7 protein-coding genes are annotated in these 13194 nt (G+C 66.8%); 2 read left to right on the top strand and 5 right to left on the bottom strand.

The annotated features are described in order from the left end of the window. Window positions 1-105: 105 nt before the first annotated feature. A complete protein-coding gene (locus IC66_RS0122070) occupies window positions 106-1134 on the bottom strand; it encodes an NAD(P)/FAD-dependent oxidoreductase (protein WP_038949076.1) in 1029 nt (342 codons plus the stop codon). 182 nt (window positions 1135-1316) lie between these two features. Here IC66_RS0122070 and IC66_RS0122065 point away from each other — a divergent pair, with 182 nt between their 5' ends. After that, on the top strand, window positions 1317-1787 hold the full coding sequence (locus IC66_RS0122065; RefSeq protein ID WP_028143289.1) for an acyl-CoA thioesterase: 471 nt from the start codon (window positions 1317-1319) through the stop codon (window positions 1785-1787). Between the two features lie 27 nt (window positions 1788-1814). Here the strand turns inward: IC66_RS0122065 and IC66_RS0122060 are convergent, their stop codons facing one another. Further along, window positions 1815-2135 (bottom strand): 2Fe-2S iron-sulfur cluster-binding protein, encoded by a 321-nt coding sequence (locus tag IC66_RS0122060; protein WP_018317347.1) that lies wholly within the window; start codon window positions 2133-2135, stop codon window positions 1815-1817. Between the two features lie 164 nt (window positions 2136-2299). Further along, window positions 2300-2674 carry an Hpt domain-containing protein gene (locus IC66_RS0122055; protein ID WP_038949074.1) on the bottom strand — a complete coding sequence of 125 codons (375 nt, stop codon included), beginning with the start codon at window positions 2672-2674 and terminating at the stop codon, window positions 2300-2302. 397 nt (window positions 2675-3071) lie between these two features. Between IC66_RS0122055 and IC66_RS0122050 the strand changes: the two genes are divergently transcribed. Beyond that, window positions 3072-8912, top strand: coding sequence for a negative regulator of septation ring formation (locus IC66_RS0122050; RefSeq protein ID WP_038949073.1), 5841 nt, complete (start codon window positions 3072-3074; stop codon window positions 8910-8912). A 72-nt stretch (window positions 8913-8984) separates the two neighbouring features. Here IC66_RS0122050 and IC66_RS0122045 read toward each other — a convergent pair whose 3' ends face one another. Together IC66_RS0122045 and IC66_RS0122040 are read right to left on the bottom strand one after the other, a co-directional pair. After that, entirely contained in the window at window positions 8985-9638 is a 654-nt protein-coding gene (locus IC66_RS0122045; protein WP_038949071.1) for a response regulator, read from the bottom strand. After that, on the bottom strand, window positions 9635-13180 hold the full coding sequence (locus tag IC66_RS0122040) for a hybrid sensor histidine kinase/response regulator (protein WP_038949070.1): 3546 nt from the start codon (window positions 13178-13180) through the stop codon (window positions 9635-9637). The genes IC66_RS0122045 and IC66_RS0122040 overlap by 4 nt, the downstream gene beginning before the upstream one ends. Window positions 13181-13194 lie beyond the last annotated feature (14 nt).

Raw genomic sequence — 13194 nt, 5'->3', positions numbered from 1 at the left:
AGGTCACCTTGTTATTCCACGACCGGAATGGCCGCAGACTACGGCGATTTCGCGAACGGTTCCAGCGCCAGAAACATGGGGCATCCCCTCCCCACCCCGCCGCCGTCAGTTGACACCGAGCTTCTTTTGCAGGCTGGAGGACGAGGTCGTGTACTGGAACACGAGCCGCTTCTCCGGATAGACGTAGCGATGGGCTTTTTGCGACATCAGCGCGCCCTCGTGGAAGCCGCACAGGATCAGCTTGATCTTGCCGGGATAGGTGTTGATGTCGCCGATCGCGAAGATGCCGGGAACATTGGTCTCGAACGCGGACGTCTCGACCGGTACCAGATTGTTCTCCAGCGCGATGCCCCAGTTCGCGACCGGGCCGAGCTTCATGGTCAGCCCGAAGAACGGCAGCATGGTGTCGCAGGAAATCTCCGTGACGCTGTTGTCGTTGCCCTTGATGGTAGCGCCCGTGAGCTTGCCCTCGGTGCCTGAGAGAGCGGTGACCTGGCCGAGCCGGAGATCCATCTTGCCGCCGGCGACCAGCGCACGCATCTGCTCGACGCTGTGGGGCGCGGCGCGAAATTCGTCACGCCGGTGCAACAGCGTGATGCGCTTCGCGATCGGATGCAGATTGAGCGTCCAGTCGAGCGCGGAATCGCCGCCGCCGACGACCAGCACGTTCTTGTCACGGAACGTCTCCATCTTGCGCACGGCGTAATGGACTGAAGTGCCTTCATAGGCCTCGATGCCCGGCACCGGCGGACGCTTGGGCTGGAACGAGCCGCCGCCGGCCGCGATCACCAGCACCTTGCATTCGAACACCTTGCCCGCGTCGGTGATGCAACGAAAGGCGGGATCGCCGATCTTCTCCACGGTCTCGACCATCTCGCCGAGATGGAAGGTCGGATGGAACGGCTTGATCTGCTCCATCAACGCGTCGGTGAGGCCCTGCCCCGAAACCTGCGGAATGCCGGGAATGTCGTAGATCGGCTTTTCCGGATAGAGCTCGGCGCACTGGCCGCCGACCTTGTCGAGGATGTCGACGAAATGCGTCTTCATGTCGAGAAGGCCAAGCTCGAAGGCGGCGAACAGACCGCACGGGCCGGCGCCAATAATCAGCACATCGGTTTTGATCACGTCGCTCATGTCGTCTCTTTATCGGTCGTTATCGGTTGGACGGCGCCCGGCGGGCAGAGGTGACCCTGCCTGTCTAGCCAACGGGGATGGATCAGGGAAGGCATAAAAGCGGGAGCGCCCCGCAGCCGCGCCCACTTGCCGGGTCAGGATAACTGGGTTGTAACGAGGATGGATATGACGGAGATCAATCGGTGAACGCACCAAGCCGCCTCGACACGACGCCGCGTCTGGAGGACTTCCCCTTCCGCCTCAGCGACAATGTCCGCTTTGGCGATCTCGACCCCAACCAGCACGTCAACAACGCTGTCTACGCCACCTATTTCGAGACCGGCCGCGTCACGCTGATGAAGCTTCCCCAGTACGGTCTGACCCCGCCGGGCCTCGCCTGGATCATGGTGCGGCTCGACATGCATTTCCGCGCCGAACTGCACTGGCCAAACACGATCGAGCTCGGCCTCGGCGTAGTGAAGCTCGGACGGACGTCAGTGACCTTCGAGCAGGTCGTGTTCTCGGAGGGAACATGCATCGCCTCGGCGATTTCGGTCGGCGTCTTGCTCGACGAGGCGACGCGCCGGCCGGCCCCGCTGACCGCGGAGGTGATCGAGAAATTCAGACCCTGGCACAAGCGCGGCATCGAAGTCGCGCCGCCGAGCGCTTCGTAAATCGCAAGAAGGAGCAGGCTTGAAAGATCAGGCCTGGCGTTCCGGTGTCGTCACGACGAGACCGTCGAGATCGTCGGAGACCTTGATCTGGCAGGACAGGCGCGAATTCGGGCGCACATCGAAGCCGAAATCGAGCATGTCCTCTTCCATCGGCGTCGGGCTGCCGACCTTCTCACGCCAGGCTTCGTCGACATAGACATGGCAGGTCGCGCAGGCGCAGGCGCCGCCGCATTCGGCCTCGACGCCGGGAATGCTGTTGCGGATCGCGGCTTCCATCACGGTTGCGCCGTTCTCGATTTCCACCGTGCGGGTTTCGCCCTTGTGGTCGACAAAGTGAATCTTGGCCATGTGTGCTCGTGCTGCCGCGGTGCTGGGAATGAAGGAGGGTCCGGGCTGTCCTATAACGGGTCGATCAGCCCGGCGCCATAGGGTTTTCAGCCGAAGTGAATCCCGCTTTGCGGGAAGAAAACGCGTCAAAACAAGAGACTAGAGTCCGGCTCGGCCGCGTGGCCTCAAGGCTTCAGCATCGCCTCGATGGCGGCACGGGCCTCGGTCACTGCCTCCTTCAGCGCGGCGAGGGCGTGGCGCTGGTCATGGCCGGTCTGGACCGCGATCTCCAGGCTTGCTGCGGCATCAGCCACCGCAAAGGCGCCGACCCCGCGGGCCGAGCCCTTGAGCTTGTGGGCCAATGCGCCGGTCTCGGCCGGCAACGCCGCCATCGCCGCGATCAGGCGGACAGCCTGCTCGGCGAACATGGCGAGCACTTCCTGTTCCAGATCCGCATCGCCGAGCGTCATCCGGGAGAGATGGTCGAGGTCGAGCGGGCTGTCGATGGGTGCAAGCGGCGGCGAGGGCATCCAGTCCATCCGTTGCAGTTCAGGCGTCATGGCGCAGGCCCCGGCATCGCGCGACGGTTCCGCCGGTTCGGCGGTGAGTTCGCCTCACCCAAGCATGGAAATGGTTAACGAAATGTTGGGGGTCTTGAACGCAGTTCCGCCGGATTATTGACGAAAAGTTGCCGCAATCGGCCGAGTCCAGTGGAGAATTGCATTTATTGCTAAGGCGTTACGGCGCGATCCTGTTAACGATGATTAAGATTGTCTTAATCGCGGGCATTTCATTCGCGACGCTCTGCCAATAGGATGTTGCGGAAATTGGCGGACAAGCCGTCCGGGTGGGGACGGCTCGGAGATCCGCGCAAGCGGCATGATCCGGTCTGTGGGCTTGCGTAGCGCGCAGGGCTCGCGGGGGGACGCGTACAAGTAACGAGGGCTCGGACTGAACATGGCGAACACTCCGAAAAAGGTCAAAGACCCCACAGAAGTTGCGCTTTCTGCGATCCAGGAAGCCCTGAACATCAGCGACACGGCTGCCGACACCAGCCGCAACGCCGCGATGCGCAACGAAACCGCGCCTTCGGTGGCCCCGCCGCCCCCGATCTTCGACGAGCCGAGCTTCGAACCGCGCCCTGCCGCCAACGAACGCTCGACCGTGTTCGACCCGGTCGAGGAGCCGCGCTCTTCGCGCCGCGCCGCCAATGACGACCGCGAAACCATCGGCCAGCTGCTCCAGGCGCTTCAGAAGGGCCGCCCTGCCCGCAGCGTCTACACCTTCGCCACCATCTTCGCCGGCGTCTGGCTCGCCGCCTGCGCCGCGCTGACGTTCGGCTTCCTGCCCTCGATCCAGGCCGCCATGGGCCAGAGCGGCGGCGTGCTCGTCATCGCCGGCCTGATCGCGATGTTCTTCGCGCCGATCATGCTGTTCTACTTCCTTGCGAGCCTCGTCTGGCGCGGCCAGGAAATGCGCATGATCGCGCAGGCGATGGCGCAGGTCGCGATCCGCTTCTCCGAGCCCGAGGGTTCGGCCTCCGATTCCATGGTCACCGTCGGCCAGGCCATCCGCCGCGAGGTCGCGGCGATGGGCGACGGCATCGAGCGCGCCATCGCGCGCGCCGGCGAGCTCGAGACGCTGGTCGCCAACGAGGTCGCCGCGCTCGAACGCGCCTATTCCGACAACGAAGTGCGCATCCGCGCCCTGCTCCAGGACATCGCGCATCAGCGCGACAATCTGGTCGGCCAGGCCGAGCAGGTCCGCAGCGCCATCTCCGGCGTGCAGATCGATTTGCGCCACGACATCGCGCTGATCTCTGATGCGATCGCCTCGCGCGTCGACGAGGTCGCCAAGTCCATCACCGGCGCGCTGGAAGAGCGCGGCGCCCACATCACCAGCGCGCTGAGCAATGCCGGCGACAACATGATCCTGGCGCTCGGCGAGCGCGGCGGCGACCTGCTCGACCGTCTCGAGGAAGCCAGCAACGAGACCACGCGCGCCGTGCTCGATGCCAGCGAGCGGCTGACCACCAGCCTCAACTTCAAGACCGGCCACGTCCACGACGAATTCGTCGACCTCGCCGACCGCGTCCACGAGATGCTGAACGAGCGCATCGACCGCATCACCGGCGAGTTCGAGCAGCGCTCCGCCGCGATCGTCGACGGCATCTCCGAGCGCACCGAGCAGGTGCACGACAGCCTGAAGAATTCCTCGGACTCGCTGCTGCTCGAGCTCGAGCTGCGCTCCAACGACCTCTCCGCCAAGATCGACGACGCCGGCAACCGCCTCGCCGGCCAAATCCTGACGAGCGGCGACAAGGCGAGCGAGGCGCTCGACGCCACCGTCAACACCCTCGTCGCCAAGGTCGTCAGCCAGACCGAGACCGCGCACGATTCGCTGTCGCTGCAGATGAGCGCGTTCGACGAGCTGGTCAGGAACCAGGGCACCGAACTGGTCGAGAAGTTCGCCCGCGACTCCGGCACGCTGGGCGCGCTGATCACGCGCCACATCTCCGAGTTCGACCGCACCGTGAAGACCTTCGGCGGCGAGATCGTCGAGCGCATGGGCCAGCGCACGCAGGACATCCACGAGTCGCTGAAGACCTATGTCGAGAATTTCGACACCCGCTTCACCGCGAACGGCGGCGAGATCACGGCCGTGCTCGACCAGCGCCTGGTGCAGTTCGAGACCACGGTCGGCGAACGCGTCAACCACCTCGACGCCTCGCTGAACAGCAAGATCGCCAGCCTCGACGGCACGATCGATGGTCACATCAAGACCTTCGACGAGCAGCTCGTCGGCCGCGTCGCCGCGCTCGAACAGTCGTTCGACACCCGCGCGCAATCAATGACCGAGACCATCGACGGGCGCATCAACACGCTCGCGACCTCGCTGACGGATGGCGCCGCGCAGGCGATCCAGTCGATCGACTCCCGCCTCACCCACCTCACGACGTCGCTGACCGGCGGCGCTACGCAGGCCATCGAAACCATCGATGCGCGCCTCAACCACCTCACGAGCTCGCTGACCGATGGCGCCTCGCAGACCATCCAGTCGATCGATACGCGGCTGACCCATCTCACCTCGACGCTCACCGGCGGCGCGACGCAGGCGCTCGAGTCCATCGACTCCCGCCTCACCTACCTGACCACCGCGGTCACCAACGGCGCCTCGCAGGCCGTGCAGTCGATCGACACGCGCCTGACGCTCCTGACCTCCACCCTCACGGACGGCACCGCGCAGGCAATCGAGGCGGTCGACCGCCGCATCACCGGCGTCACCGAGATCATCGACGGCCGCAGCACGCACCTGACCGATACGGTGACGGCGCGCTTCCAGGAGATCCATCAGGTCATCGAGACCCGGGTCGGCTCGGTCGCCAGCGACATCGACGTGCGCGTGGCGCAGTTCGAGGACCTGCTCGGCTCGCGCGTCGAGGCCGTCGCCGGCCGCATCGAAAGCAGCGGCCGCCAGGCCAGCGAGGACATGATGTCCCGCGCCGAGATGATCTCGACCGCGATCCGCTCGCATGTCGAGGACGCCGAGCGCTCGCTCACCAACCTCGTCGTCAACACCAGCGAGACGATCCAGACCGGTGCGCGCACCGCCCAGCAGTCGCTGATGACGGTCTCCTCCGACGTCAACGCCCAGCTCAAGATGACCTCTGCCGAGGTCGAGCGCGCGCTGACCGCGGTCGGCACCGGTTCGGCGAACTCGATCCTGAGCAGCGCCCGCGAGGCGCAGTCGACGCTGGTCGCAGCCTCGGGCGAGGCCTCCAACCAGATCAAGGGGCTTGCGGCCGACGTCGAGCGTACGCTGTCGGCGGCAGGTTCTGCCACCGCAGCCTCGATCCTGGCCGGCGCCCGCGAGGTGCAGACCACCCTCGTCACGGCGTCCTCGGACGCGGCCAACCACGTCAAGACGCTCACCGCCGACGTGCAGCGCTCGCTGTCGATGGCCGGCACCACCACGGCGGAATCGATCACCGCCGGCGCTCGCGATGCGCAGAGCGCGTTGATCGCGGCCTCGAGCGAGACCGCCAATCAGATCAAGGCGCTCTCCTCCGACGTGCAGCGTTCGCTCACGATGGCCGGCACCTCGACCGCCGAGATCCTCACCAGCGGCGCGCGCGAGGCGCAGAACACGCTGGTTGCCGGGTCCTCGGATGCGGCGGCCCAGGTCAAGTCGCTCACCGCCGATGTGCAGCGCTCGCTCTCGATGGCCGGCACCTCGACCGCCGAGACCATCACCGCCGGCGCGCGAGAGGCGCAGAACATGCTGGTCACGGCGTCTTCCGAGGCGGCCAGCCAGGTCAAGTCGCTCGCGGCCGAAGTGCATCGTTCGCTATCGCAGGTCGGCCAGTCCACCGCCGAGACGATCACCACCAGCGCCCGCGACGCTCAGACCACCCTGCTCTCCGTCTCGGCCGAGCAGACCAGCCAGGTCCGTTCGCTCGCGGCCGAGATGCAGCGCGCACTGGCAACCGCCGGCGGCGCCACCATCGAGGCGCTCACCAGCGGCGTGCGCGAGGCCCAGGGCTCGCTGATCTCCGCCTCGACCGATGCGGCCAGCCAGATCAAGTCGCTGACCACGGACATCGAGCGCACGCTGACCGCGGTCGGTGCCGACACCGCCTCAACCATCCTCAACAGCGCGCGTGAGGCCCAGACCTCGCTGACCTCGACCTCGGCAGACGCCGCGAGCCAGATCCGCACGATCTCGACCGAGATCGAGCGGACGCTGAGCGCGGCCACCGCGAACGCGACCAACGACATCCAGACCAGCGCGCTCAACGCCCAGAACGCGCTGATCTCGGCCTCCAACGAGGCGAGCTCGCGGGTCAAGTCGAGCTCGTCCGACGTCGAGCGTTCGGTGCTCGCCGCCAGCTCCAGCTTCGGCCAGGCCATGACCGGCAAGACCGACGAGATCGTCACCTACGTGCAGCAGCAGGCCGACCGCCTGTCGAACATGATCGACGCCAAGCGCGGCGCCCTGGTCGACGCGATCGGCTCCAAGACCAGCCAGCTCACGCTCGACATCGACCGCGTCACCTCGGACGCGCTCAAGTCGATCGAGACGCGCGGCCAGGCCTTCTCGCAGACCATGATGGGCAACGGCTCGGAAGTCGCGCGCACCATCAACGCGGCGAGCGAGATCGCCACCGGCGCGGTCGGCAAGTCGCTCAAGGACCTCGAGCAGGCCTCGCGCGCGGCGATCGACCAGTCGCGCCAGGTCTCGATCGCGGCCGTCACCGAGATGCAGGAGACCAGCAAGATCCTGCGAACCGACACGGTGGCGCTGTTCGAGCGTCTGCGCGAAGGCAACATCCTGCTTCAGGAGGTGCTGACCGGTGCGCACGACAACCTCAACTCGCTCGAGCGGGCGCTGGTGACGCGCGTCGCCGACTTCGTCTCGGCGATGAACGACGTCACCTCGCGCAACGGCGCGGCGACGCAGAACCTGGAAGAGCAGCTCAACGTCTTCAACAGCAAGACCACGAAGGCGCTGCAGGATCTCGGCGAGCTGTCGACCCAGTTCGACGCGCACGGCAAGGCCCTGGTCGATGCCGCGCAGGTCGTCGAGCAGAGCAACAAGAACACCACCGCCTCGCTCGCCGAGCGCAAGCAGGCGCTGGAATCGCTCGTCACCACGATCGACCTGCGCACGGCCGATCTCGACCAGCGCCTGTCGCGCTTCACCGGCCTGCTCGATGAATCGCTGGCGGCCGCCGAAGAGCGCGCCCGCGACATCGCCCGCGTCGTCGCCGAGACCGCCGGCGCAGGCTCCGCGGCGATCACCCGCCAGTTCGAGGCGGTGCGCGTCGCATCCGAGGAAGAGCACCGGCAGACCATCGAGGCCATGCACGACATCTACCGCCAGACCACGGATGAGGCGGACACGATGTTCAAGCAGTCGACCGAGAAGTTCACCAACCTCGTCTCCAGCATGAAGCAGATGGCCTTCGAGATGCACAACGAGCTCGAAGCCACCCGCAACGAGCTGCGCCGCGGGGTGCTCGAGATGCCGCAGGAGGCCGCCGAGAGCACTGCGCAGATGCGCAAGGTGATCGTCGACCAGATCGAGGCCCTCGCCGAGCTCAACCGCATCGTGGCCCAGCATGGCCGCGGCCTCGACGTCACCACGACGGGCCGTGCGTCCGTCGCGGTCCAGCGCCAGGAGGAGCCGATCATGGCAGCTGCGGGCGGACGTAGCGCCGAGACCCGCATGCGCGACACCGGCAGCGCTTCCACGCTGCCGCCGCCGGACCTCGGCATGCCGGCCGCGCGCCGCACCGACGCTCCGCCGGTCGCGCCCGCCGGTAACGACCAGGGCCGTGACGGCTGGCTGTCGGACCTCCTCAACCGCACGGACGCCAATCAGGGCGCCCCGACCGGCCGTGAGGCTCCGCGTGGCCGCGCCGCACCCGCGCCGCAGCCGCAGGCGCCGCAGGCAAGCGGCAATCCGCTGGAATCGCTGTCGCTCGACATCGGCCGGCTGATGGACCGCAACCTCGCCGCCGAAATGTGGGACCGCTACCAGCGCGGCGAGAACAAGGCCTTCACCAAGCGCCTCTACACGCCCGCCGGCCAGAAGGCCTTCGACGAGGTCGCCCGCAAGTACCGCGCCGACCGCAACTTCAAGGGCACGGTGGACCGCTACGTCGCCGAGTTCGAGCGCCTGCTCGACGAAGTCGCCCGCGACGGCCGCGGCCCGCAGGAACTGCGCAGCCACCTGACCTCGGAGACGGGGCTGGTGTACACGCTGCTGGCGCATGCGGCGGGACGGCTGGGGTAAGCGACAAGACTCGCCAATCGCACGACGAAAAACGGAGGCCTCGCGGCCTCTGTTTTGTTTTGCGGGAAGAGCTCAGGTCGCGTTGGGCTGGCCGAACGACAGCCGCTCGGCGAGGACGGCGGCCTGGGTGCGCGAGCCGACACCGAGCTTGCGCAGGATCGTCGAGACGTGGCCCTTCACGGTCTGCTCGGCGATGTCGAGCTCGCCCGCGATCTGCTTGTTGAGCTTGCCCTCCACGATCATCGCGAGAATGCGCAGCTGCTGCGCCGACAGCGAGGCCATGCGCGCGGCGAGTTCGACATCGGCGCTCTGGATCGAGCCGCGGCCGCCGACATTGGGCGGCATCCAGATCTCGCCGGCGAGAATCCTGGTGATCGCCTCGGCCATCTCGGGCAGGCCGAGCGATTTCGGGATGTAGCCTGAGGCGCCATAGGCGATGGCGCGGCGGATCGTGGTGGCGTCCTGCCGAGCCGAGATGATCGCCACCGGCACAGTCGGGAATTGCGCCGACAGGATGAACAGCGCGGCAAATCCCTGGATGCCCGGCATGGTCAGGTCCCAGAGGATCAGGTCGATCTCGCCCGACTGGGCCGTCAGCACGCCGATCGCCTCGTCCAGTGACTGGCAGGCAATGACGTCGAGATCGGGCAGCACGGCCGACAGCGCGCTGCGCAAGGCGGCCTGCACCAGCGGATGATCATCGCCGATCAGGATGCGCATCGTCAGGAAGTCCTCTGTTTCGTCCCGAGCTGCCGGCTCAAGGCTTCGCTGCCGAGGAAGCGCCGCAGCGCCGCCGGCTTGACCGGCTTTGACAGGATCTCGCAGCCGCGCGCCCTCGCCTCCTTGCGGACCGCTTCGCTGCGATCACCGGTGACGACCAGGGCGCGAACCTCGCGGCCCGCCTTCTGCCTGAGTTCGTCGAGAAAGTCCAAGCCGTTGCGGCCGCCATCGAGATGGTAATCGAGCAGCACGACGTCCGGCACGTCGGCCGCCGCCGCTTCCATCGCCCCGGCGGCGTCTGGTGCGACCAGCACGCGATGTCCCCAATCACCGAGCAGCGCCGTGAGGCCGTCGAGGATGGTCGCGTCATTGTCCAGGCACAGGATCGTCAGAGGCCGCTCCGCCGCCACCGGCGCGGCAATTGCCGGACCGCGCTGAAGCGGCTGGCCCGGTCCGCGCGCAAGCGGCACCGCGACGGCAAAGCACGAGCCATGTCCCGGACGCGAACGGACATCGACCGCATGGCCCAGCAGCCGCGACACGCGATCGACGATGGCGAGCCCGAGGCCCAATCCCTTCTCCGATCCGGGCGCGAGGCGCTGGAACTCCTCGAAGATGCGCTTCTGGTCCTCCGCCGCGATCCCGACACCGGTGTCCCAGATCTCGATGCGCAGCGCGCTGCCCCGCCTCCGGCAGCCGAGCAAGATGCGCCCCCTCGGCGTGTAGCGAAGCGCATTGGACAGCAGGTTCTGCAAGATCCGGCGCAACAGATGCGGATCGCTGCGCACGGCGAGGCCGCAATCGACGACACGAAGAACGAGCCCGCGTTCCCGTGCCATCGCCGAGAACTCGACGTTCAACTGCACGAAGAGATCGGCAATCGGGAAGTCGAAGACCTCGGCGCGAACGGCACCGGCATCGTAGGAGGAGATGTCGAGCAGCCTGTCGAGCACATGCTCGGTGGAGCGCAGCGCCGTGACCGCGCTGCTCGCCAGGGCGCGCTCCTTGTCGGCGTCAGCCGTGCGCGACGAAACACTCAGGCTCTCGTCGAGCGCTGACAGGAACAGACGGGCCGCGTTCAGCGGCTGCAGCAGATCGTGGCTGGCCGCGGCCAGAAAACGGGTCTTGCCGAGATTGGCCTGCTCGGCCTCTGCCTTGGCCTGTTCGAGCGCCTCGGTCCGCTCGCGGACGCGCAGCTCGAGCCCCTCATTGGCGCGTCGCAGGGCTTCGGCGGCCCGGTGGCGCTCGGTCACGTCGGTATAGGTCGAGACATAGCCGCCCTCGGGGGTGCGGTCATAGACGATTTCGAGCACCGTGCCGTCCGGCCGCTTGCGCTCGTAGAGATAGGGCCAGATCTGCGTGGCGACGTCACGGTTGACCAGGAGCGCTGCGAATTCGGAGGCGGCATACTCCCCCCGCTCGACGTTGAAGGCGATCAGCTCCGCCAGCGGAAGCCCCACGCGCACGAAATCCGGCGGCAGGTCCAAGAGCGCGATGAAACGGCCGTTCCAGGCCGTGATGTTGAAATCGGCGTCGAACGCGCAAATGCCCTGCGGCACGCTCTCGAGCGTGCTCTGCAAGAGGCTGCGGTTGAAACGCAGCGCCTCCGAGGCTTCGTCGAGCATCGCCATCGCCTCCCGCCGCGACAGCGAGTGCCCTTCGAGCGACGCCGCGATCACCACCCGCGCGGATGCCGCACCGATCGCGCCAGCGAGCAGGTTTTCGGTGAACCGGATCGAGTCGAGATCGACGAGCCCCGACGGATCGAGGCGCGGCCCGGTGCCGGAGACACGAGCGGCAAGATAGCTGTCAAAGGACGCCGCACCGCGCTCGGCGCCGACAAAACGCAGCGCCAGCGCCCGGAGATCGTCGAGACGGACCAGCACGCGCGAGGACAGCTTCGGGATCGTTTCGCGAACGACACCGTCGGCGAACGCGGCAGCCTGGTTGCGCTCGACGGTCGATTGCCGTCCGAACGCCGAAAACACCAGGAAGCAGACGAGATTGGCACCGAGACTCCAGAGCGTGGCGTGCGAGATCGGATCGATACCTTCGAGACCGAACAGCGCGTTCGGCTTGAGCCAGCCGAGTTGCCAGGGGCCGTTGCGAACGATCTCCGCGATCCCAGGCCAGAGCGGCGCGGCCGAGGGCAGCAGCAGCGTATAGGCCCAGATGCAGAAACCCGCCGCGATCCCGAGCGAGGCGCCGGCCTTGTTGGCCCGCGGCCAGAACAGCCCTCCGACGAATGCCGGGCCGAATTGCGCGACCGCGACGAACGACAGCAGACCGATCACGGTGAGCGGATAGGACTGGTTGACCAGACGATGCATCAGATAGGCGAGCAGCAGGATGCCGAGGATCGAGAACCGGCGCACCGCGACCAGGACCGAGGTCATCGGCCGGCTCCGCGCGCGCAGGCCGAAGACGCGCGAGCGCAGCAGCAGCGGCATGATGACGTCGTTGCAGAGCATGGTGCTGAGCGCGACGGATGTCATGATCACCATGCCGGTTGCGGCCGAGAGACCGCCGAGGAAGGCAATCAGGCTGACGGCGCTCGCATCCGCCGCGATCGGCAGCGAGATGACGTAGGTGTCGGGGTCCATCATTGCGCCGAACCGGGTCAGCCCGGTCGCAGCGATCGGCAGGATCAGCAGGCTGAACAGCGCGAGATAGGCCGGATAAAGCCACGCTGCGGTGCGCGTGTGGCTCGGGCTCTCGTTCTCGACGACGGCGACATGGAACGCCTGCGGCAGGCACAGAAAGGCGATGCCTGAGATGATGATCGTCGCTGGCCACACCGGCTGCGTCGGATCGAAGCTCAGAATCCCCGCCAGTTGCGGCTCGGATTGAAATTGCGACAGCAGTGCGGCCGGCCCGCCCGATAGTCCGAACAGCACGAACAGCGCGACGATCAGGAAGGCGAGCAGCTTGACGACGCTCTCGAAGGCGATCGCGAGCATCAGGCCGCGATGATGCTCGCTGGCATGGACGTGCCGGACGCCGAACACGATCGCAAACAACGCCATCGACGCCGCCACGCCGAACGCCGAATCCTGCCAGAACCGCAGGGCCTCGCCGCCTGCGCGCTCAGGCTGGAGGATCAGATAGTCGAAGCTCTTGCCGACGGCCTTGAGCTGGAGCGCGATATAGGGAAGCACGCCAAGCACCGATGCGAGGGTCACGAAGGCCGCCAGCACCTGGCTCTTGCCGTAGCGCGCGGCGATGAAGTCCGAGATCGAGGTGACGTTCTGCGCCTTGGCGATCGCGATCACCTTGGACAGGAGCCTCTGGCCGAACAGCAGCACCAGCGTCGGGCCGATATAGATCGTGGCGAAGTCCAGCCCGCTGGTGGCGGCACGCCCGACCGATCCGTAAAAGCTCCACGAGGTGTTATAGACCGCAAGCGTCAGACAATAGCTGATCGCGGCCGTCCAGGAGTTTGGCAAGACCAGCGGCCCACCGGCGCTCCGCCGGTCGCCCCACCAGGCCACCAGGAACAGCGTGGTCACATAGCCGGCAGCGACCGCAAGAACGAACCACGCCTGCAAGACATCCTCACCCG

The organism is Bradyrhizobium genomosp. III (assembly GCF_000261705.1).
GTDB lineage: Bacteria > Pseudomonadota > Alphaproteobacteria > Rhizobiales > Xanthobacteraceae > Bradyrhizobium > Bradyrhizobium ottawaense.
The sequence above is the reverse complement of the archived record's forward strand: the minus strand, read 5'-3'. Positions and strand labels throughout refer to the sequence as shown.

Coding starts and splice junctions, on each gene's coding strand:
- IC66_RS0122050 (WP_038949073.1), top strand. CDS start 3,072: ATGGCGAACACTCCGAAAAAGGTCAAAGACCCCACAGAAGTTGCGCTT.
- IC66_RS0122070 (WP_038949076.1), bottom strand. CDS start 1,134: ATGAGCGACGTGATCAAAACCGATGTGCTGATTATTGGCGCCGGCCCG.
- IC66_RS0122060 (WP_018317347.1), bottom strand. CDS start 2,135: ATGGCCAAGATTCACTTTGTCGACCACAAGGGCGAAACCCGCACGGTG.
- IC66_RS0122055 (WP_038949074.1), bottom strand. CDS start 2,674: ATGACGCCTGAACTGCAACGGATGGACTGGATGCCCTCGCCGCCGCTT.